We start from the raw sequence: 20,045 nt of genomic DNA, 5'->3' as shown, positions 1-20,045 counted from the left end.
ATGCAAGCTTTTGCTATGAAAAGAACGGTGCTGTTAAGCGCCTTGTTACTGGTGCTGTTGGCGATAGCCTTTTTTGTCTGGTCCACCATGACCGGCAACGATCGCCGCACCACCGATGCTTACGTCAATGCCGATTACACGCTGGTTGCACCGAAAGTTTCCGGCTATATCGCCAGCGTCAATGTGCAGGATAACCAGCGGGTTAAGGCTGGGGAATTGCTGGCGACGCTCGACGATCGCGATTACCGCGTGGCGCTTGAAACCGCGCAGGCCAATTTGCAGGTTAGCGAGGCGAAACGCCTGAGCAGCCAGGCGCAGCTTGAACAGCAACAATCCACTATTGAGCAGGCGAAAGCGACCGTGGCGGCAAATCAGGCTTCCGCCCAGTACGCTGGACAAAGCGCCGCACGTTACAACCAGCTGTATAAAAATGGCACCATTGCGGCAGACGACCAGCAAAAAGCCAGTTCGACACAGCGTTCGGCATCCGCCACCGTCCGTCAAAGTGAAGCCGCGTTAGCGTCTGCGATTAAGCAGGTTGGCGTGCTGCAGGCAGCCGTACGACAGGCGGAAGCGGATGTCACCGCCGCGCAGGCTAGCGTCGATCAGGCAAAGCTAAACCTTTCCTACACGCGCATTACGGCGCCAGTCGATGGCATGGTGGGTCAGCGTTCGGTGCGTCTGGGCGCCTATGTCAGCGCCGGTACGCGCTTGCTGGCCGTTGTTCCGTTACAGCAAACCTATATCACCGCCAATTATCTGGAAACGCAGTTGGCAGATGTGCAGCAAGGACAAACGGTGAAGGTTAAGATTGATGCGTTGCCGGGTAAGATTTTTACCGGTCGCGTTGATAGCATTGCACCGGCAACCGGCGCGACCTTTTCGGCGATTGCACCGGACAACGCCACCGGCAATTACACTAAAGTCGTCCAGCGTCTTCCGGTGAAAATCGTGCTGGATGCCAATCAGGCTGACCTGGCCAAACTGCGTGTTGGCATGTCGGCCATACCGGAAATTGAAGCGCGATGAAAATGTGAGCAACGTCTCAGAAGCGCGCTATTTATTTTCCGCAAAATTCCGCGTAAATTAATGCTCGATCCTGTTCTGGGCTTGCCTGGAGCGACCTGAGAAGAAAGCGTGTAGCGGTTATGAACTCCACCTTTCTCTTATTCTGTTCGGGTTACGCGGGTTTGGGATCGCCCGCTGGGTAGCCGCTCAGAGGAGTTGTTTTGTGAGATACGCTTTGATGGGAATTTCTTTCTTCCTGTTGCTTTGGGTCGGTACCTTCGTACTGATGCTGTAGAGCCGCCAGGCGGGGCGACGCGTAGTCGCCCCACTCAGCGCTTATTCCTCTTCTTCCAGTGCTTTCACCGTTCCTGGCAAAATGCCGTCGGCGCGGAACATCGCTTTAATGCCACGCACCGCCTGACGGATACGATCGCTGTTTTCAATAAGCGCGAAACGCACGTGAGTATCACCATAATCCCCAAAACCGATGCCCGGAGAGACGCACACTTTGGCTTCCTGCAGCAATAATTTAGCAAACTCCAGCGAGCCAAGATGCGCGTAGTGATCGGGGATTTTTGCCCAGACGTACATCGATGCCTTGGGCAAATCGACCATCCAGCCCGCTTCATGTAAGCCCTTCACTAACACATCGCGACGGCGTTTATACTGCTCGGCGATGTCGCGCACGCACTGCTGGTCGCCTTCCAGCGCTGCAATCGCGGCCACCTGCAGTGGCGTAAACGTGCCGTAATCGTGATAGCTCTTAATACGTGCCAGCGCCGCAACCAGCTCTTTATTACCGACCATAAAGCCAATACGCCAGCCCGCCATGTTGTAGCTTTTCGACAGGGTAAAGAATTCCACAGCCACATCGCGCGCGCCTGGCACCTGCATAATCGACGGTGCTTTCCAACCATCATAGGTAATGTCGGCATAGGCGAGATCGTGGATGACCAGCACGTTGTACTGCTTCGCCAGCGCAATAACGCGCTCGAAGAAATCCAGCTCAACGCATTGTGAAGTAGGATTCGAAGGGAAGCCGAGGATCATCATTTTCGGCTTCGGATAGCTTTCACGGATCGCGCGCTCCAGCTCGTTGAAGAAATCAACGCCTGCCACCAGCGGTACAGAACGCACCTGCGCTCCGGCAATCACCGCGCCGTAAATATGAATGGGATAGCTCGGGTTCGGCACCAGCACGGTGTCGCCGTGATCGAGTGTGGCCAGCATTAAGTGTGCCAGGCCCTCTTTGGAACCGATGGTGACAATCGCTTCTGATTCCGGATCGATTTCAACCTGATAGCGATCGGCGTACCAGCGCGAAATTGCGCGACGTAAACGCGGAATACCTTTCGAGGTTGAATAACCGTGCGTGTCTTCTCGCTGCGCCACCTGGCAAAGTTTTTCGACGATATGCGGCGGCGTTGGGCCATCCGGATTACCCATCGAAAAATCGATGATGTCTTCACCGCGCCGACGCGCAGCCATCTTCAATTCAGCGGTAATGTTAAAAACATACGGGGGAAGGCGTTCAATACGCGAGAAACGACGGGGTGTGCTGTTATCAGCCATGATGTCCTCTGGATTACGTAAGCGCCCGGACCGTCCGAGCGACGTGGGTCATTGTGTTGACCGCACCAAGAACATAACGCGCTGATAACAAGATTGTCGAGAGCAGAATAAAATAATTTTAATTATTTGGATTGAGGCGGCCAAACACCCAATCGCTTACCCATTGGCCGTTTAGCAGATAATTATCCCGTAACGTTCCCTCCAGGGCGAAACCATTCTTCTCGAGAATGCGTCGCGACGGCCAATTCCCCTCAATGACCATCGCTTTCAGCTTATGAAATTCTGCCTGGAGCAGAAAGGTACAGAGGGCATCCAGCGCCTCGCTGCCAAAACCGAGACCGGTAAACCGATCGCGCAGCATATAGCCCACTTCGGCCTGCCGATAGGGATGCCACTCCGCGCTACAGCCAAACAGGCCAATGGGTTCGTCCGTTTCTCTGATTCGTGCTACCAGACACAGCATGTGGAAACTACTCGCCTGCCACGGCGCAAGTCGCTCGTTAAAGCGCTGACGAATATCGTTTTCATCAGGAATTTCACTCACCCAGGTCATGGTTGCGGCATCCTCATGCACCGCTTTGAAAATCTGCCAGTCTTCCGGTTGCAGCCGACTAAGGGATAAACGTGGGGTGAGTAATTGCATGGCTGGGCTCCGCTTTTTTGCATACGGCAACATAGCAAACCGACCTGCTGACAACCAGCGATCGGCGCACGGTTTCGCTAATCCTCTTTTTACTACTCAACTTTTCCTCTTTTTACCGGGATTGCCTGGTCGCCATGAATGGCGACCTTACGGAACGGAGCAGGTAGGGGCGCCATTTTCGGCGACCGAAGCGGCATAAATTGATCCTGGCTACGAGAAAGGTCTGTAGATTGTCGTGGTGCTGGCGGATCGCGATCACATTTTTTATCATATCTTTTTCTTTCCTGCCTGAGAGATGCCCTTGCTTTCCCACTTCGACATGCTGCTGGCGGTGTTTGACCGTGCGGCGCTGATGCTGATTTGCCTGTTCTTCCTCACGCGCACACGTGTGTTTCGTCAACTGCTGCAAAAAGATGAGCATTCAGTGCGTGAAAAGGTGGTAGTAACGGCCATTTTCTCGCTGTTCGCACTGTTCAGCACCTGGTCCGGCATTAATGTCGACGGCTCGCTGCTTAATGTGCGCGTGATTGCGGTGATGTCCGGCGGCATCCTATTTGGTCCCTGGGTGGGCATCGCCACCGGCTTAATTGCCGGCGTACATCGCTATCTGATTGATATGGATGGCATTACAGCCATACCTTGTTTGATCACCAGCATTATTGCTGGAGTGGCTTCAGGCGTGATCAATCAGCGCGTTAGTAAAGAGCAACGCTGGCGTGCCGGGATTATCGGCGGCATGCTGTGTGAAAGTTTGACCATGCTGCTAATTGTACTGTGGGCCAAGCCCATGGCGCTGGGTCTTACCATTGTTTATGAAATTGCTATGCCGATGATCCTCGGCGCATCAAGTATTGGTTTGATTGTGCTGCTGGTACAAAGCGTCGAAGGTGAAAGAGAGGCGATTGCTGCACGTCAGGCTAAGCTGGCATTGGAAATCGCCAACAAAACACTGCCGCTGTTCCGTCAGGTTGATAGCCAGTCGATGCATAAAGTATGCGATATCATTCGTACCGACATTCATGCCGATGCGGTCGCCATCACCGATAACAAACAGATTTTAGCCTACGTTGGCTACGGCGAGCAGAACTATCACAACGGTGACGATGCGATTAGCCCCACCACCGCGCAGGCGATCTCCAGCGGCAAAATTATCATTAAGAATAACGATGAGGCGCACCGTACCAAAGATATTCACTCGATGCTGGTTATTCCCCTTTGGGAAAAAGGGGAAGTGACCGGGACCTTAAAAATCTATTATCGTCGCGCACATCGCATCACCGGTTCGTTAAAAGAGATGGCGATTGGGCTTTCGCAAATTATCTCAACGCAGCTGGAAGTGTCACGCGCTGAGCAGCTACGCGAGATGGCAAACAAGGCTGAATTACGCGCGTTGCAAAGTAAAATTAACCCGCATTTCCTGTTTAACGCCCTCAACGCTATCTCATCCTCGATTCGCCTCAATCCAGATACGGCGCGCCAGCTGGTGATTAATTTGTCACGTTATTTACGCTACAACCTCGAACTCAACGATGATGAACTTATCGATATCAAGAAAGAGCTGTGGCAGGTAAAGGATTATATCGCCATTGAACAGGCGCGCTTCGGCGATAAGTTGACGATGATTTATGACGTGGATGAGGATCTCCATTTCACGCTGCCAAGCCTGCTAATTCAGCCACTGGTGGAGAATGCCATCGTGCACGGTATTCAGCCTTGTCGCGGCAAGGGCGTAGTAACGCTGAGCGTGAAAGATTTGGGCGACCAGGTCCGCGTGGCGGTGCGCGATACGGGCGCAGGGATCAGTGACGATGTGATGAACCGCGTGGCACGTAATGAGATGCCCGGCAACAAAATTGGCCTGTTAAATGTCCATCATCGGGTGAAATTACTCTCCGGACAGGGTTTGAGCATTAGCCGCCATAATCCCGGGACAGAAATCGCCTTTACCCTGAGCAAAAATGGTCAGCTGCTCCCTGCTCCGTTACGTCATACCATGGAAACCTCTACGTGAAAGCCATCATCGTTGAAGACGAGTTTCTCGCCCAGCAGGAGTTGAGCTGGATGATTCAGCAGCACAGTAACATCAGCGTTGAAGCCTGCTTTGATGATGGGCTCGAAGTGCTGAAGTACCTGCAAAATCATCGGGTAGATGTCATTTTCCTCGACATCAATATTCCGTCGCTCGATGGCATGCTGCTGGCGCAAAACATCAATCAGTTTGCCCATAAGCCGCTGATTGTGTTTATCACTGCATGGAAAGAACATGCGGTAGAAGCGTTTGAGCTGGACGCCTTTGACTACATTCTTAAGCCGTATCACGAATCACGTATCGTGACGATGCTGAGTAAGCTTGAAGCCAGCGTACAGCAGCAATCTCAGCCTAATAACCCCTCGGCCAGCCCCCCGCAAACCGTCAATCTGATCAAAGATGAGCGCATTATCGTCACCGATATCAACGAGATCTACTATGTCGAGGCTCACGAGAAGCTAACGTTTGTTTATACGCGGCGCGAGGCTTATGTGATGTCGATGGTAATCAGTGAATTCTGTAGCCGTTTGCCGGAGCAGCAGTTCTTCCGCTGCCACCGCTCTTATTGCGTTAATCTCAGCAAAATACGCGAGATCGAACCCTGGTTTAACAATACTTATTTGGTGAAGTTACGTGATTTGGATGCGCAGGTGCCGGTGAGTCGCAGCAAGGTGAAAGCCTTTCGGCAGTTGATGAGGTTATAAGGCGAACGGCAGACGCCGCTCGCCCCAGGGAATTACAGCTCGCGACCCAGCACCTGACGCAGATGCGCCCCGGCACCCAGCAAGCCCGGCTGATCGTGAGTGATCATATATACCGGAATATCGACCAGATAATCGCGGAAACGGCCTTTATCTTCAAACGCTGCACGGAAGCCGGAAGCTTTGAAAAAATCGAGGAAGCGCGGCACGATACCGCCGGCAATATAGACGCCGCCAAAGGTGCCAAGGTTCAACGCCAGGTTACCGCCAAAACGGCCCATGATGACGCAGAACAGCGACAGCGCGCGACGGCAATCGATGCACGTATCTTTCAACGCACGCTCGGTCACATCTTTTGGTTTCAGATTTTCGGGTTCGCGCTCATCAGACTTGACGATGGCACGGTACAGATTGACCAATCCCGCACCGGAAAGCACGCGTTCAGCCGAAACATGGCCAATTTCCGCGCGTAACACCTCCAGAATGTCACTCTCTTCTTCACTGTTTGGCGCGAAGTCGACGTGACCGCCCTCGCCCGGCAAACTAATCCAACGTTTATCTACATGCACCAGATGACTCACGCCGAGGCCGGTGCCTGCACCATAGATGGCGATAGGTTTACCTTCAACCGGCGTCTTGCCACCAAACTGAATCACTTCCTTTTCGCTCAGCATTGGAATCGCCATTGATACCGCAGTGAAATCATTGATGATTTCCAGGCTTTCCAGCGCCAGATTCTGCTTCATTACTTTGGTCGAAAACGCCCAATCGTGATTGGTCATTTCCACCCAATCGCCGGTGATCGGACAGGCAATGGCGATGCAGGCATGTTTGATGTCCTGCTTTTGCTCGTCGAGATAATGACGGATCACCGCTTCGAGATTGTCGTAGTCTGATGTTGAAAAGGTTTCGGCTTGCGAAATTGTGCCAGTTTCCACCTCACACAATGCGAGGCGGGCATTGGTGCCGCCCACATCGCCGACCAGGGCGTATGTTGTCATTCTTCTGCTGCTCCGCTTGGGTCATAAACAATTGCAGGACACTATAAAAGCCTGCCAATAAAACAACAACGCCCACCTGCACGATGGGCGTAATCCATTCAACAATGCTGCACAGCCTACCGATCCCCTGCCTCACTGCACAGCGGCAACTTTCCGAATTTTAGCGGCTATTGCGCTGGTGCAACGCGGCGGTCACCTTACGCAGCAGCGGCGGTAAGTCCTGTTTATCCATCACCACTTCTACCAGCGACAGGCGGCGATTAAGCATTAATTGCGCCATCACCGCCTCAAGTTGTGCCGTTTCGCTGACGCGCCAGCTCTGCGCCGCGCACTGTACACTCATTGCGTGGGGCAATGCGGTCCAGTTCCACTGGGCGATGTCGTTGTAACGCTGTTCGGCGCCGTGAATTGCTCGCTCAACCGTATAGCCATCATTATTCAGGAGGAAGATGATCGGTTGTTGACCATCGCGCTGCATCGAGCCCAATTCCTGAATCGTCAACTGCGCTGAGCCATCCCCGATAATCAGAATCACACGACGATCGGGCTGTGCGGTTTGCGCACCAAAGGTGGCAGGTAAAGTATAGCCAATCGACCCCCATAACGGCTGCACCAACAATTGCGCATCTACCGGTAAGCGCAGTGCCGCGGCACCAAATGCGGCAGTACCTTGATCAGCAAGGATAATATCACCCGGCAGCAGAAAGCGCTGCATCGCCTGCCAGAAAGCGTTCTGACTGATTAGCGCCGCATCGATTTGCTCATTTTCTTCACACTGCATACCCTCTGCGAGTCGCCAGTGCGCGCAGTGTCGCTGATAAATCGGCATTAATGCAGCCAGCGCCTGTGCCATCGTTAGCGGCGCAAACACCTCGCCAGCGACCTTGGCCTGAAACGGCTGCAGATCGATGACGCGTTCGGCAGGCAGATTTTGTGTGAAGCCGGCGGTTAAGGTGTCGGTAAAACGCACGCCGACGCACAGCGTTACGTCGGTGTCCTCAATCGCCTGACGTACATGGTCGCTGCTGCCTTCTGCTGCGTAAGTGCCAACGTAGCCTGGCTGCTGCTCATTCAGCACGCCTTTGCCCATTAATAAGGTGGCCGCCGGAATCGCGCGCAGTTGCCGCAGCGTTTCGAGCTGTGGCTGCAGCTGCCAGCGCGAGGCGAGGAAATCCGCCAGCAGCGCGACCCGCTGCGCTGGTGCCAGCAAGCGTTCTGCCGCATCGGCAAACGCGGCGGCCACCTGCTGCTGCTGGTCAGAAGCGACGTTTATTGCGTTGGGCATCACAACATCGCTTGCTGCCACATCCACCGCCAGTAACAAGTAGCCCGGACGATGCTGCTCTAGCGCCTCGGCGATCACCCGATCAATCTCGGCCACCGCATTTTCCGCCGTTAACACCGCAGAGGCGACGCTCACTTCCTGCGCCATGCGGAGAAAATGGCCAAAATCGCCGTCACCGAGTGAATGATGCACGCAATCCCCTTGCTGCTGCGCCTGACTCGCTGGCGCGCCAACGATATGAATCACCGGCACATATTCGGCGTAGCTGCCAGCAATACCGTTGATAGCACTTAATTCGCCGACGCCAAAGGTCGTCAGCAGCGCCGCTGCGCCGTTGCAGCGACCGTAGCCATCTGCCGCATAGGCCGCATTGAGTTCATTCGCACAACCTACCCAGGTAATTTCCGGGTGCGCAATTACGCTATCGAGAAATTGCAGGTTGTAATCACCCGGCACGCCGAACAAATGACGAATGCCGGATTGCTGTAAACGGTGCAGTAAATAATCGCCAACATTGAAGGTTTTCATCGACAGCTCCTTGTTAAGGGGATGATCAGGAGTATTAGCGATGTGGCTGAATTGGCGAGGTTTTCACCATCGCGATGCGGGGATTTGTGGCAAGCATTCGTTACGACGACAGATAATTCTGTAAGTTGCGATCTTCGGCGCGTTTCACCTTAGTGTAAACGCATACACTGCTATGCTGATGTCACTTTCTCCCCTATTGAGACAGGAACGCTGCATGACTGCTTTTCCCCATCCTGAACGTTATCAACAGATGCAATATCGTCGCAGTGGCCGTAGCGGCCTGAAGTTACCGGCTATTTCGCTGGGGCTATGGCACAACTTTGGCGACAGTACCCGCGTCGATAATAGCCGTGAACTGTTGCGACACGCCTTTGATCGCGGCATTACTCATTTCGATCTGGCCAACAATTACGGCCCGCCTCCGGGATCGGCAGAATCTAACTTCGGTCGCATTATGCGCGAGGATTTTCAAGGGCTACGCGATGAGTTGGTGATCTCGACGAAAGCGGGTTACACCATGTGGGATGGCCCTTATGGCGATTGGGGCTCACGCAAATATTTGATTTCCAGTCTCGATCAGAGCCTTAAACGTATGGGGCTGGAGTATGTGGATATTTTCTATCATCACCGTCCCGATCCAGAAACCCCGCTGGAAGAAACTATGCGCGCGCTCGATCAGGTGGTGCGTCAGGGTAAAGCGCTGTACGCCGCCATATCGAACTATCCAGCGGACAAAGCCGCTGAAGCAATTGCGATTCTGCGCGATCTCGGTACGCCATGCCTGATTCATCAGCCGCGTTATTCCCTGTTTGAGCGCACGCCGGAACAGGGTTTGCTGGATGTGCTAGGCGATAACGGCGTTGGCTGCATTGCCTTCTCACCGCTGGCGGGTGGCGTATTAACTGACCGCTATTTGCAGGGTATTCCAGAAGATTCGCGTATCGCGAGCGGCAGTAAGTTCCTGAGTGAAAGCCAATTGACACAAGAGAAGATGGAAAAAGTGCGTCAGTTGCAGGCCATTGCTCAGCAGCGTGGCCAAAAGCTGGCGCAAACGGCATTAAGCTGGGTATTGCGCGATGCGCGGGTGACCTCGGTGCTGATCGGTGCCAGCAAAACCGCGCAAATTGATGATGCCGTGGAGATGTTAAGTCAGCCAGCACTGAGCTCGGATGAAATTAAAGCTATCGATAATATCTTAGTGTAAACGCTTACTCGCCCGGCTTTTGCCGGGTGTTCTCTGTAGCAGAAAATTCTCCAAAGATGTACCGCCACGTTTTTTCGGATTGATTCTCAAGGTATGGCTGGTCCGATGTGGCAAAATAGCGCAACGGTAGCAGTAATAAGCCGCCGAAAAGGAGAATTTATGAAACGTGCCATTTTATTTGCCGCCTTGCTGGCATCCCTATCCCCGCTGGCGTCGCACACAGCAGAAGCCAATAGTGCCACCATCAATTTAGCTCCGGGTGTTACGCTACATCTCGGCGATCGCGACCGACACGGCAATTACTGGGACGGCAGTCGCTGGCGTGAACCGCGCTGGTGGAACGACCGTTATCAGTACAACGATCATCGCTGGTGGCGTCATGAAGAGTGGAAACGTCACCGCGCTTATGAACGTGAGCGCGAACGTCGCTGGCATGAACGCGAACGTCGTGAACACTGGCGTCACGATCATCGCCATGACGATCGCCGTGGCCATCACGATCATCACCATCATTAAAAGAAAAATCCCGCTTAATTGCGGGATTTTTCTTTTATCTGCGTCTTACCAGCCGAGCGCCTCACCCACTAACAAGTAAAGATTTAGTGCGATCACCAACACCACAATCAGCCGCCCGGCATTTTGCATCAGGCGCGAGTTAACCATTGCGTCGCCCATTAGCTCCCGATTTCCGGTGAATGACAGCAGCGGAATCAGCGCCAGCGCGATACCAAAACTCAGCAATACCTGGCTCATCACCAGAATACGCGTAGGATCCCATCCCGCCCAAATCACAATAAATGAGGGCAGCATGGTGATAGTACGACGGAACCACAATGGAATGTGGAAGCGGATAAAGCCCTGCATCACCACTTGTCCCGCCAGCGTACCGACCACGGTAGATGAAAGACCGGCAGCAACCAGACTCAGGCCGAAGACAATAGCCGCAGCCTGACCAAGCAGCGGCTGCAGCGTGAGATACGCCTGGTCAAGATCGACAATGCTCGAATGGCCGCTGAAGTGAAACGCTGCTGCGGCCGTCGCCATCATCGCCAGATTAACAAAGCCCGCAATGGTCATCGCGATCGCCACATCCAGCTTAGTGGAGGAGTAGCGTTCCGCTTTACTGCCTTTATTACCGTGCTGCGTCAGCGCCGAGTGCAGATAAATCACGTGCGGCATAATAGTGGCGCCCAATACCCCAGCGGCAAGGAAAACCGCATCTGAAGTCGGTAACGTGGGTAATGCCATCCCAACAACTAACTCGCTGACCTTGGGCTGGGAGAAAAACAGCTCAACAATATAGGCGGCCGCCACAAACAGTAATAGACCGCCAATCACCAGTTCCAGCGGCTTTTGGCCACGACTCTGCAGCATCAAAATCAGATAAGTAGCAATTCCGGTTAATACCGCGCCTTGCAGAAGCGATATCCCCAATAACAGTTTGAAACCGAGCGCTGCACCGATGAATTCCGCGAGATCGGTTGCCATTGCGATGATCTCCGCCTGCACCCAATAGAACCACACCGCCGGGCGCGGGAAGCGATCGCGAATGTGTTCAGCCAGATTTTTGCCGGTGGCAATCCCCAGCTTGGCAGACATGAGCTGAATCAACATCGCCATGACATTGGCCCACACTACCACCCATAACAGCTTATAGCCGTAAGCGGCGCCGGCCTGAATATTGGTTGCGAAGTTACCGGGATCGATATAACCAATGGCCGCGATAAACGCGGGACCCAGCAGGGCGAGCTTGATCTTTCTGGCTCCGCGAGCGGCGCGCTCTACGGTGCGGCTTTCTAACATAGTTTGACCCTGTCTTAATGCATGTGACCCGAGCAGCTTAAGCGGTCAGCAAGGCAAGTGAAATTTGATTATAGTTATTGTATTAATAGATAGTGCTATGAAGTATAGCCATTGCTATACCTTTAGGTAAAGCGTGTTCTCGTCAAAAAAGTGGCAACGGAATTGACTCTACTCCTGGGTCATTTTATAGACAATGTTTTTGTGGATATTTCTTGTGAATGATTTGTAACCGGGTTGTGAGCGGTGAGACTTATCTGAGAAATAACGCGATAGCGATTACTTATAATGTGGTTTTGATCTCGTTTTTAAGTAACGCGTTACATAGAATACGCAGCAAAATACAACCCTCCTCAAATTTGGAGCCGACATGTCCCATGTTTTGCATTTTATTTTAGCACTAGTGGTGGTAGCCGTGCTGGCCTTGCTGGTCAGTCACGACCGTAAAAGCATTCGCGTTCGCTACATCGTTCAACTTTTAGTGATCGAAGTGCTGCTGGCCTGGTTCTTCCTTAACTCATCCGTTGGCCTCGGCTTTGTACAAGGCTTCGCGGGTGTGTTTGATCATCTGCTTAAATATGCGGCCGAAGGCACCAACTTTGTATTCGGCAACATGAATGAGAAAGGCCTCGCCTTCTTCTTCCTGAATGTTCTCTGCCCAATTGTCTTCATCTCAGCGTTGATCGGTATTTTGCAACATTTCCGTATATTGCCATGGGTCATTCGCGGCATTGGTACCGTGCTGTCAAAGGTCAACGGTATGGGCAAACTGGAATCCTTTAACGCCGTAAGCTCTCTGATTTTGGGACAGTCAGAAAACTTCATCGCCTATAAGGATATCCTCGGCAAAATGTCACAGCGCCGCATGTACACCATGGCAGCGACCGCGATGTCGACCGTTTCCATGTCGATTGTCGGCGCGTACATGACCATGCTGCAGCCGAAATATGTGGTAGCTGCGCTGGTTCTGAACATGTTCAGCACCTTTATTGTCTTGTCGCTTATCAACCCATACCGCGTGGATAGCGAAGAAGATCTGCAGCTGCAGGATCTGCATAAGGGTCAGAGCTTCTTCGAAATGCTGGGCGAATATATCCTCGCCGGTTTCAAAGTTGCGATTATTGTGGCCGCAATGCTGATTGGTTTCATCGCGCTGATTTCCGGCCTGAACGCACTGTTCGATTTGATCTTCGGCATCAGCTTCCAGGGCGTGTTGGGCTATGTGTTCTATCCCTTCGCCTGGGTGATGGGTGTGCCTTCGCACGAAGCGCTGCAGGTTGGCAGCATCATGGCAACGAAACTGGTTTCCAACGAATTCGTGGCGATGATGGACCTGCAGAAAATCGCCGGTCAACTCTCGCCGCATGCGGAAGGTATCTTGTCAGTGTTCCTCGTTTCCTTTGCTAACTTCTCATCAATCGGGATTGTGGCGGGTGCGATTAAAGGTTTGCACGAAGAGCAAGGTAATGTGGTTTCACGCTTCGGCCTGAAACTGCTGTACGGCTCAACGCTGGTGAGCGTGCTGTCTGCAGCCATTGCCGGTCTGGTGTTGGCCTTCTGATCGTCAGGGCGGGCTTCGGCTCGCCCTTCTCATCCTATTGTTCAATCGGTTCTATCCCGCATCGTCCCTGCTTTCCCCTGCAATCATCCGCCTCATCGCTGAAGGCAAAATCTTTGCACGATATTGAATTTCCGCTGTTACTGCCTGCGCATTTGAGAAACGGCAAAACCGCACAATAGATTGTGCTGCTATAGATTGATGGTTTTTTGAATGTGTTCAGAACGAACAGAGATTTGGTGGAGATAAGCGGGATCGAACCGCTGACCTCTTGCATGCCATGCAAGCGCTCTCCCAGCTGAGCTATACCCCCACATCTGGAAATCATTTTTCGGTCAAACCGTTGGGAAGGTTTGTTTGGTGGAGATAAGCGGGATCGAACCGCTGACCTCTTGCATGCCATGCAAGCGCTCTCCCAGCTGAGCTATACCCCCGAACCGAAAAACTGCCGAGTAAACTCGACGGACGGCATAATATGAAACCGCCTCTTGAGTGTCAACGTCAAATTCTCGTTCTGTGTTCGATCGCTGAAAAAGGCGTCAACCCCACGCTATCATAGCCTTTTTTCAGGGTGCGCCGCCTTTCTGAGCCCGCTCCCACTCTGCTATTTGGCAACGACGTGGCATTACATCGTTAAACTTTAGTTAAAGATGTTAGGAACAGTCTTGTTTTCGTTAATGGTGCGTGTGAAACTTAGCGCGCTAATTAACCGGTCATCCTTCCAGGGTCTTTCTCTTTATGACCGGCCAGCAATATCCCTTTGTTCAATAAAAGAAAAGTGAATTATGTCGCTGCATACCCCAAAAGAGATCGCCCAACTGGCGATTCAAGCTGGCGTAGCTAAAAGCCGCCTGCCTATCTCCACCTTGTTAATTCTTGGCTTTATGGCCGGAGCATTTATCGCCACCGGTTTTCTGCTCGACCTGCATGTTATTAATCAACTCCCGGCAGAATGGGGCTCATTCGGCGTATTGCTGGGTGCCGCCGTATTCCCGGTCGGTTTGATTATGACGGTGTTGGCCGGAGGCGAACTGCTCACCGGAAATATGATGACCCTGCCGATAGCCTGGTTCGCGCGCCGAATCAGTGGCTTTAGCGTGCTACGTAACTGGTTTTGGGTAACCATTGCTAATTTCATCGGCAGCGTGGCGGTCGCCTGGTTTTTTGGTCACATGCTGGGGATGACTGAGGGTGATTACCTGAAGAAAACCGTGGCAATTGCCCACGCCAAAGTGAATGCCGATTTCCTGCATGCCTTCATCTCCGGCATTGGCTGCAACTGGCTGGTGTGTCTGGCCGTTTGGCTCGCCTTCGCCAGCAAAGACGTGGTGGGTAAGATCTTTGGCATGTGGTTCCCGGTGATGGCTTTCGTGGCGATTGGCTTCCAGCACGTTGTCGCTAACATGTTTATTGTGCCGGCCGCAATTTTCGCAGGCCAACTGAGCTGGGCTGAATTTGCGCCAAACGTTATTGCCGTATTTCTTGGTAACGGTGTTGGCGGCGCAGTATTTGTTGGTCTCACCTATTTCATCGCTTTCCGTCCAGAAAGCGCCGCGGTTAGCGAAGCGCAATAATAGAAATATGCCTTTTGTTGTAGAGCAGAAGGCATTTTCTGCCTAGGTTACTTCTCCCCGTTACGTTTTGTTGTAATATGTATAGCTAATGTATTTAACAGGGACAGCATCGTGAAAAAGGAATGGCTTACCCCCGAGGAGCTCGCGCTGGAAACGGGCTACAGTCGGCAAACGGTGAATAAATGGATCAAGCGTGAAAACTGGACAACCACGCCGAAACCCGGTGTTCAGGGTGGTAAAGCGCGATTGATTCATATTGATGAACGCGTAAAAAGCTTTGTTCAATCTACCCGCCACGCGAACGAACCGGCGGCTAATTACGGTGCACAACAAAATACGTTACCTGCGTTATTAATAAATTCTGTCCAGCAAATGACAGCGGCGGAGCAGGAACAATTTGCGGCGTTGTTATTACGGGAAGGGATTCGCGGCGTACTGGAAAGGCTGGGAATTCAGGAAGAATAAAAAAGCCGGAAGCACATGCTTCCGGCTTTTTCATATCAGGTTATGCGTTTGCTTCACGCTCAGCGATGAACGCCAGCGCTTTCTCAATTCGCGCTACGCTACGGCTACGACCAATCGCCTCTACCGTGACATCCAACGCGGGAGACTGACCCGCACCGGTAACGGCTACGCGCAACGGCATACCGACTTTGCCCATGCCCAGCTCAAGCTCATCTGCCGCCGCCTGAATCGCATTGTGCACATTCTCGGCATTCCAGCTGCTGTCGCTAATGGCCGCCAATTTATCGCGCACCACTTCCAGCGGCTGACGCGCAACGGGACGCAGATGCTTCTTCGCGGCATCCGCATCAAAGGCTTCAAACTCTTCATAGAAGTAACGGCAAGAGGCAGCGATCTCAACCAGCGTTTTGCAGCGTTCGCCGAGCAGCGTCACCAGCTTCGCCAGTTCCGGCCCCCTGCGGGTATCAATCTTCTGCTGCTCAATGTGCCACTGCAGCTGCGTAGCAACATATTCCGGCGGCAGCGTATTAATGTAGTGATGGTTCAGCCACTGCAGCTTTTCCGTGTTGAAAGCACTGGCGGATTTGCTCACTGCATCAAGGGTGAACAGCTCAGCCATTTCCGCCACGCTAAATATTTCCTGATCGCCGTGTGACCAGCCGAGCCGCACCAGATAGTTGAGCAGTGCTTCTGGCAGGTAGCCGTCATCGCGATACTGCATCACGCCAACTGCACCATGACGCTTAGACAATTTCTTGCTGTCATCACCGAGGATCATTGATACGTGCGCGTAGGTTGGCACTTCTGCACCAATCGCTTTCAGGATGTTGATCTGGCGTGGCGTGTTGTTGATATGGTCTTCGCCGCGGATCACGTGGGTGATGCCCATATCCCAGTCATCCACGACAACACAGAAGTTGTAGGTTGGTGAACCGTCGGTGCGACGAATGATCAGGTCATCCAGTTCCTGGTTGCTGAATTCGATCGGACCACGAATCTGGTCATCAAAGATAACCGAGCCTTCCTGAGGATTGCGGAAGCGCACTACGCACGGCTCATCTGCGGCGTGATGTTCATGGCTATCGCGGCAACGTCCGTCGTAGCGCGGCTTTTCACCTTTTTCCATCTGCTCTTCACGCAGCGCGTCTAAACGCTCTTTGCTGCAATAGCATTTATAGGCAGTGCCTGCTTCCAGCATGTCGTCTATCACCGCGTTGTAGCGATCAAAACGTTTGGTCTGATAATACGGACCTTCATCCCAGTTAAGGCTCAGCCAGTTCATACCGTCCATAATGGCTTCGATGGCTTCCGGTGTGGATCGCTCCAGATCGGTATCTTCGATACGCAAAACAAATTCGCCCTTGTTATGGCGAGCATAGAGCCAGGAGTAAAGAGCAGTACGTGCACCGCCCACATGCAGATAGCCGGTAGGGCTGGGTGCGAAGCGAGTTTTGATTTTCATTCAGCATTGCCTTAAATGCGCAGGTTTCATTGTCTGGATGACAAAAAAACGGGTTAACGCGAAAAACAGTGCGCATATTCTAGCAGGTGAGGATGATTCCTCAATGATTGTCGCGGCGGCATCCCGGTTTGCTGAACGCTTTTCTGCTAATAAAACCAGCACATTGGCTAAAAGCCCTTCACGATGATTATTTTTAAAGCGAACGCACATTTAAGTTTTAAAAAGCGTTGACTCACTTTAAAGGATCCCTATAATGCGACTCCACACAGCGGGGGTGATTAGCTCAGTTGGTAGAGCATCTCCCTTACAAGGAGGGGGTCGGCGGTTCGAGCCCGTCATCACCCACCACTCTTAAATGAAGATTTTTGAGTTGGCCCGCAGTGAACAAGAGATTAGATATGGGTGATTAGCTCAGTTGGTAGAGCATCTCCCTTACAAGGAGGGGGTCGGCGGTTCGAGCCCGTCATCACCCACCATATCTCAGTTGAAAAACGCTCTTGTTAAGCAGTACCGAAGTGGGTGATTAGCTCAGTTGGTAGAGCATCTCCCTTACAAGGAGGGGGTCGGCGGTTCGAGCCCGTCATCACCCACCACTTCGGGTCGTTAGCTCAGTTGGTAGAGCAGTTGACTTTTAATCAATTGGTCGCAGGTTCGAATCCTGCACGACCCACCAATTCAGAGAAAAGCGCCTATTGGCGCTTTTTTCGTTTCTGCGCTCAGAAGGTTAGCTTCCTCTTAAGCGTTCAATCCCTACAAAACCTTTTCGCAAGCTTAACACTCCCTACCCTCAAGTCGCCTCCGCCTTTGACCGATAACGATAATGGTCTATTGCAAGGAGAAAACGATGTCTTCTATATCAAGCGTTAGTAGTATCAGCACGGCAAGCAGCGGCGGCGGTTCGACTTCGGAAATTGCCAGTCTAAACAAACAGATTCAAAGTATTACCAAACAGCTGAAAGATCTTTCCAGCGACGATACGCTCACCGATGAGCAAAAATCTGAACAGGAACAGATGCTGCAATCACAGATTCAAATGATTGAAGCGCAAATCGCGCAAATTGAGCAGCAGCAAGCAGAAAAGGCACAGCAGCAGCAGGAAGCACAACAGCCTGCTGCGACGAAAGCGGATGGCATTAATCGCCCAACCGATACCAATCAGATTAACGTTTACGTTTAAAACGCTGGTTTAACTATGCGTTGTTGCGTCAGCAGAGCGGCCTGCTGACGCACCTCTTGCCAGATCGCTTCCGCTGCAGGCGTCAGAGAGCGGTTTTTTCGCTTAATCAGCATCAGGCTGCGATTTATTTCCGGGTAGAGTCTTCGCACCCTGAGTTTGCATCCGGAAGGTAACGGCAGCGCCAGCGCTGGCAGAATACTGATGCCAATGCCCGCTTCTACCATCGGATAGAGAGTGGCGGGATGGCCTATCTCTTGCACCACATTCACACTTAACGCCAGCTGTTGTAGCGCCGCATCAACCAGCACGCGGCTACCAGAAGCATAATCCTGCAGCACCATGCTGCGTCCCGCCAACATCGACCACTCTGCTTGCTCAATCTGCGCCAGCTCATCGTTCTCATGGCAGAGCAGTAAAAAAGGTTCCTGAAGAATCTCTTCGCTATCGAAATCGGTATCATTAAGCGGGCCGATGACGATACCAAAATCGACCTCCGCATTGCGCACGCTTTGCAGCACCCATTGCTGCACTCGATCGTGCAGTATGACGCGAATATCGGGATAGCGCTGCTGGCTGCTGGCCAAACATTGTGGCATCAGGTGCGCCGAAGGCGTCTGGCTGGCGGCAACGCGCACCGTACCACTGCGCTGTTCGCCGTAACTCCGCACATCCAGCACCGTGGTATTTAACTCTTCCAGCAAGCGTTTTAGTCGAGAAGCCAGCTGCTGCCCCGCTTCGGTCAAGATCACTTCACGCGTAGTACGATCCAGCAATCGCACGCCCATCTCAGCTTCCAGCTCTTTGATACTGTGGCTAACGGCAGACTGACTGAGGCCAATGGCTTGCCCCGCCAGGCTGAAGCTACAGTGATGCGCCACCGCAACGAAGGTGCGCAACTGACGCAGGGTATAATTCATCGATTCCACTCATAGATTGATGCAATAAATCAATTTTATTTCTAAACGCGGCTAGCGCACAATCAGCACCATCATTTTTTTATATTTAACCGGATTTTAACAATGGGATTTTTACGCCTCGATCCGATGATGGTAAAACTCATCATCACCGTACTTCTCGCCAGCTTCTTCCCGGCCAAAGGCGGGTTTGTCGAATTCTTTGAATACCTAACGACCGCCGCCATTGCCCTGCTGTTCTTTATGCATGGTGCCAAATTGTCGCGCGAGAAGATCATTGCCGGCAGTAGCCACTGGCGTTTGCATTTGTGGATCATGTGCAGCACTTTTGTCATTTTCCCGATTCTGGGTCTGCTGATTGTCTGGTGGCATCCGGTTAATGTCAGCCCTGAGATTTACACCGGCTTCATCTATCTGTGCATTCTGCCCGCGACCGTGCAGTCATCTATCGCCTTCACCTCCATGGCCGGCGGTAACGTTGCCGCCGCGGTGTGCGCGGCTTCCGCATCCAGCCTACTCGGCGTGTTTGTTTCTCCGCTGCTGGTGAATCTGGTGATGAATGTTCACAGCGACGCGCCCAGCAATGGCCTGGAACAGATTGGTAAAATCATGCTGCAGCTGCTGGTGCCATTTGTGGTTGGCCATCTGTCGCGCCGCTGGATTGGCGCCTGGGTTGAGAAACATCGCAGCCTGATAGGTAAAACCGATCAAACTTCCATTCTGCTGGTCGTCTATTCCGCCTTTAGTGAAGCGGTAGTGAATGGCATTTGGCATCGCGTTGGCGTTGATACCTTGCTGTGGATTCTGGTGGGAAGTGTGCTGGTGCTGTTTATTGCGCTAGCCATTAACCTCGGCGCATCGCGTTTGTTCGGCTTCAGCCGTGCAGATGAAATTGTGGTGCTGTTTTGTGGTTCGAAAAAGAGCCTCGCCAACGGTGTCCCGATGGCCAACATTCTGTTCCCGGCCAGCTCGGTGGGGATCATCGTGCTGCCACTGATGATCTTCCATCAGGTACAGCTCATGGTATGTTCTTTCATTGCCCAGCGTTATAAAGCCGGTAATGAAAAGAGGCTGGCGCAGCAGCAGGTAGACGTTCAGAAATCTTAAATAAAACGGCCCGCAAA

At 52.5% G+C, this 20,045-nt stretch carries 18 protein-coding genes and 6 tRNA genes; 15 read left to right on the top strand and 9 right to left on the bottom strand.

Going from position 1 to position 20,045, the window contains the following annotated elements; translation table 11 throughout:
- Window positions 1-1,029 carry an HlyD family secretion protein gene (locus tag CRO19_RS14995; RefSeq protein ID WP_097096531.1) on the top strand — a complete coding sequence of 343 codons (1,029 nt, stop codon included), beginning with the start codon at window positions 1-3 and terminating at the stop codon, window positions 1,027-1,029.
- Window positions 1,030-1,231: 202 nt separating this feature from the next.
- On the top strand, window positions 1,232-1,303 hold the full coding sequence (gene ypdK / locus CRO19_RS25780; protein ID WP_099686956.1) for a membrane protein YpdK: 72 nt from the start codon (window positions 1,232-1,234) through the stop codon (window positions 1,301-1,303).
- 41 nt (window positions 1,304-1,344) lie between these two features.
- On the opposite strand, the gene alaC is transcribed toward ypdK, so the two are convergent.
- Together alaC and CRO19_RS14985 are read right to left on the bottom strand one after the other, a co-directional pair.
- On the bottom strand, window positions 1,345-2,580 hold the full coding sequence (alaC, locus tag CRO19_RS14990) for an alanine transaminase (protein ID WP_097096530.1): 1,236 nt from the start codon (window positions 2,578-2,580) through the stop codon (window positions 1,345-1,347).
- 118 nt (window positions 2,581-2,698) lie between these two features.
- Window positions 2,699-3,223 (bottom strand): GNAT family N-acetyltransferase, encoded by a 525-nt coding sequence (locus tag CRO19_RS14985; RefSeq protein WP_097096529.1) that lies wholly within the window; start codon window positions 3,221-3,223, stop codon window positions 2,699-2,701.
- Window positions 3,224-3,542: 319 nt separating this feature from the next.
- Between CRO19_RS14985 and CRO19_RS14980 the strand changes: the two genes are divergently transcribed.
- The gene (locus tag CRO19_RS14980) at window positions 3,543-5,234 is read left to right on the top strand and encodes a LytS/YhcK type 5TM receptor domain-containing protein (RefSeq protein WP_097096528.1); all 1,692 of its coding nucleotides are present in this window, start codon (window positions 3,543-3,545) and stop codon (window positions 5,232-5,234) included.
- Window positions 5,231-5,956 (top strand): LytR/AlgR family response regulator transcription factor, encoded by a 726-nt coding sequence (locus tag CRO19_RS14975; RefSeq protein ID WP_097096527.1) that lies wholly within the window; start codon window positions 5,231-5,233, stop codon window positions 5,954-5,956. Before CRO19_RS14980 ends, CRO19_RS14975 begins: the two co-directional genes overlap by 4 nt.
- Window positions 5,957-5,988: 32 nt before the next feature.
- On the opposite strand, the gene glk is transcribed toward CRO19_RS14975, so the two are convergent.
- Both glk and CRO19_RS14965 read right to left on the bottom strand, forming a co-directional pair.
- Window positions 5,989-6,954, bottom strand: coding sequence for a glucokinase (gene glk, locus CRO19_RS14970; RefSeq protein ID WP_097096526.1), 966 nt, complete (start codon window positions 6,952-6,954; stop codon window positions 5,989-5,991).
- Between the two features lie 160 nt (window positions 6,955-7,114).
- Window positions 7,115-8,767 carry an alpha-keto acid decarboxylase family protein gene (locus CRO19_RS14965; protein WP_097096525.1) on the bottom strand — a complete coding sequence of 551 codons (1,653 nt, stop codon included), beginning with the start codon at window positions 8,765-8,767 and terminating at the stop codon, window positions 7,115-7,117.
- Between the two features lie 214 nt (window positions 8,768-8,981).
- Here CRO19_RS14965 and mgrA point away from each other — a divergent pair, with 214 nt between their 5' ends.
- Entirely contained in the window at window positions 8,982-9,971 is a 990-nt protein-coding gene (mgrA, locus tag CRO19_RS14960; RefSeq protein WP_097096524.1) for an L-glyceraldehyde 3-phosphate reductase, read from the top strand.
- A 159-nt stretch (window positions 9,972-10,130) separates the two neighbouring features.
- Window positions 10,131-10,487, top strand: a complete 357-nt coding sequence (locus CRO19_RS14955; RefSeq protein ID WP_097096523.1) for a DUF2502 domain-containing protein — start codon at window positions 10,131-10,133, stop codon at window positions 10,485-10,487.
- A 45-nt stretch (window positions 10,488-10,532) separates the two neighbouring features.
- On the opposite strand, the gene CRO19_RS14950 is transcribed toward CRO19_RS14955, so the two are convergent.
- Complete coding sequence (locus CRO19_RS14950) at window positions 10,533-11,774, bottom strand: Nramp family divalent metal transporter (RefSeq protein WP_097096522.1); 1,242 nt, start codon at window positions 11,772-11,774, stop codon at window positions 10,533-10,535.
- A gap of 367 nt (window positions 11,775-12,141) precedes the next feature.
- Between CRO19_RS14950 and CRO19_RS14945 the strand changes: the two genes are divergently transcribed.
- On the top strand, window positions 12,142-13,332 hold the full coding sequence (locus tag CRO19_RS14945; protein WP_097096521.1) for a NupC/NupG family nucleoside CNT transporter: 1,191 nt from the start codon (window positions 12,142-12,144) through the stop codon (window positions 13,330-13,332).
- 234 nt (window positions 13,333-13,566) lie between these two features.
- On the opposite strand, the gene CRO19_RS14940 is transcribed toward CRO19_RS14945, so the two are convergent.
- A tRNA-Ala gene (locus tag CRO19_RS14940) sits at window positions 13,567-13,642 on the bottom strand.
- 45 nt (window positions 13,643-13,687) lie between these two features.
- Window positions 13,688-13,763: transfer RNA gene (locus CRO19_RS14935), tRNA-Ala, on the bottom strand.
- A 351-nt stretch (window positions 13,764-14,114) separates the two neighbouring features.
- Here CRO19_RS14935 and CRO19_RS14930 point away from each other — a divergent pair.
- Together CRO19_RS14930 and CRO19_RS14925 are read left to right on the top strand one after the other, a co-directional pair.
- The gene (locus CRO19_RS14930) at window positions 14,115-14,903 is read left to right on the top strand and encodes a formate/nitrite transporter family protein (RefSeq protein ID WP_097096520.1); all 789 of its coding nucleotides are present in this window, start codon (window positions 14,115-14,117) and stop codon (window positions 14,901-14,903) included.
- Window positions 14,904-15,014: 111 nt separating this feature from the next.
- The gene (locus tag CRO19_RS14925; RefSeq protein WP_008102134.1) at window positions 15,015-15,368 is read left to right on the top strand and encodes a YfeC-like transcriptional regulator; all 354 of its coding nucleotides are present in this window, start codon (window positions 15,015-15,017) and stop codon (window positions 15,366-15,368) included.
- Between the two features lie 40 nt (window positions 15,369-15,408).
- Here CRO19_RS14925 and gltX read toward each other — a convergent pair whose 3' ends face one another.
- Complete coding sequence (gene gltX / locus CRO19_RS14920) at window positions 15,409-16,830, bottom strand: glutamate--tRNA ligase (protein ID WP_097096519.1); 1,422 nt, start codon at window positions 16,828-16,830, stop codon at window positions 15,409-15,411.
- A 272-nt stretch (window positions 16,831-17,102) separates the two neighbouring features.
- On the opposite strand from gltX, the gene CRO19_RS14915 reads away from it, so the two are divergent.
- The 5 genes from CRO19_RS14915 to CRO19_RS14895 all read left to right on the top strand — a co-directional run bounded on the left by CRO19_RS14915 (window position 17,103) and on the right by CRO19_RS14895 (window position 18,007).
- Window positions 17,103-17,178: transfer RNA gene (locus CRO19_RS14915), tRNA-Val, on the top strand.
- 52 nt (window positions 17,179-17,230) lie between these two features.
- Window positions 17,231-17,306, top strand: a tRNA-Val gene (locus tag CRO19_RS14910).
- Window positions 17,307-17,347: 41 nt separating this feature from the next.
- Window positions 17,348-17,423: transfer RNA gene (locus tag CRO19_RS14905), tRNA-Val, on the top strand.
- Window positions 17,424-17,427: 4 nt separating this feature from the next.
- Window positions 17,428-17,503: transfer RNA gene (locus CRO19_RS14900), tRNA-Lys, on the top strand.
- A 171-nt stretch (window positions 17,504-17,674) separates the two neighbouring features.
- Entirely contained in the window at window positions 17,675-18,007 is a 333-nt protein-coding gene (locus tag CRO19_RS14895) for a FlxA-like family protein (RefSeq protein WP_097096518.1), read from the top strand.
- Here CRO19_RS14895 and CRO19_RS14890 read toward each other — a convergent pair.
- Window positions 18,004-18,924: a LysR family transcriptional regulator gene (locus CRO19_RS14890; protein WP_097096517.1), complete on the bottom strand. Its 921-nt coding sequence runs from the start codon at window positions 18,922-18,924 to the stop codon at window positions 18,004-18,006. The two genes, CRO19_RS14895 and CRO19_RS14890, sit on opposite strands and share 4 nt — an antisense overlap.
- Before the next feature lie 102 nt (window positions 18,925-19,026).
- On the opposite strand from CRO19_RS14890, the gene CRO19_RS14885 reads away from it, so the two are divergent.
- Window positions 19,027-20,028, top strand: coding sequence for a bile acid:sodium symporter family protein (locus tag CRO19_RS14885; protein WP_097096516.1), 1,002 nt, complete (start codon window positions 19,027-19,029; stop codon window positions 20,026-20,028).
- Window positions 20,029-20,045 lie beyond the last annotated feature (17 nt).

This window comes from Candidatus Pantoea floridensis, assembly GCF_900215435.1.
GTDB classification, from domain to species: domain Bacteria; phylum Pseudomonadota; class Gammaproteobacteria; order Enterobacterales; family Enterobacteriaceae; genus Pantoea; species Pantoea floridensis.
Note: the sequence above shows the minus strand (reverse complement) of the source record. Positions and strands in the feature narration are given on the sequence as shown.